At 66.0% G+C, this 1,129-nt stretch carries 1 protein-coding gene; it reads left to right on the forward strand.

Annotated elements, in window-relative coordinates:
• Positions 1-37: 37 nt before the first annotated feature.
• Positions 38-1,129: an IS630 family transposase gene (locus ACFYT4_RS36215; RefSeq protein WP_389279188.1), complete on the forward strand. Its 1,092-nt coding sequence runs from the start codon at positions 38-40 to the stop codon at positions 1,127-1,129.

Raw genomic sequence — 1,129 nt, forward strand, 5'->3', positions numbered from 1 at the left:
CTAGTGACCTGAGTCGGAGATTCATCGTTAGTTGGGCATGAGTCGTCCGGGTCCGAAGATTCCGCCGTTGTCGGTCACTGATGCCCAGCGGGCGGTGCTTGAGGGCTGGGTGCGTCGCCGCATGACGGCCCAGGCCTTGGCCCAGCGGTCGCGGATCGTGCTGGAGTGCGCCGAGGGGCACTCGATCATGGAGGTGTCCCGCCGGCTGCGGATCGCGCCGGACACGGTCCGCACCTGGCGGCGGCGCTTCCTCGAACGTGGCCCGGACGGCCTGTGCGACGACCCGCGCCCGGGTGTCCCCCGGAAAATCACCGATACCGACGTCGAACGGGTCATCGTCAAGACGCTGGAGGAGACACCGAAGAACGCCACCCACTGGTCGACCAGGTCTATGGCCGCAGCCACGGGAATGTCGCAGTCGACGGTCTCACGGATCTGGAGAGCCTTCGCACTCGCGCCGCACCGGGCGCAGACCTTCAAGCTGTCCACCGACCCGCTGTTCATCGACAAGGTCCGCGACATCGTCGGCCTCTACCTCGACCCGCCCGAGAAGGCACTGGTCCTCTGCGTGGACGAGAAATCCTCCATCCAGGCACTGGACCGGTCCCAGCCGGTTCTGCCGATGATGCCCGGTGTTCCCGAACGCCGCAGCCACGACTACATCCGTGCCGGTACCACCACCCTGTTCGCCGCCCTGGAGGTCGCCACCGGCAAGGTCATCGGCTCCCTCCACCGCCGCCACCGGGCCGTCGAGTTCAAGAAGTTCCTCGCCAAGCTCGACAGGGAAGTCCCGGCCGGCCTCCAGGTCCACCTGATCCTCGACAACTACGCCACCCACAAGACACCCGACATCAAGAAGTGGCTGCTGGCGCACCCCCGGTTCCACCTGCACTTCACGCCCACCAGCGCGTCGTGGCTGAACCTGGTGGAGCGGTGGTTCGCCGAACTCACGCAGAAGAAGCTCAAGCGCGGGGTCCACCGCTCCGTCCAGGCCCTCGAACGCGACATCCGGTCCTGGCTCGCCGACTGGAACGAACACCCCAGACCGTTCGTCTGGACCAAGACAGCCGACGAGATCCTCGACAAAGTCGCCGCATACTGCCAACGAATCTCCGACTCAGGTCACTAG

The sequence above is a fragment of the Streptomyces sp. NPDC004609 genome, from assembly GCF_042873655.1.
GTDB lineage: Bacteria > Actinomycetota > Actinomycetes > Streptomycetales > Streptomycetaceae > Streptomyces.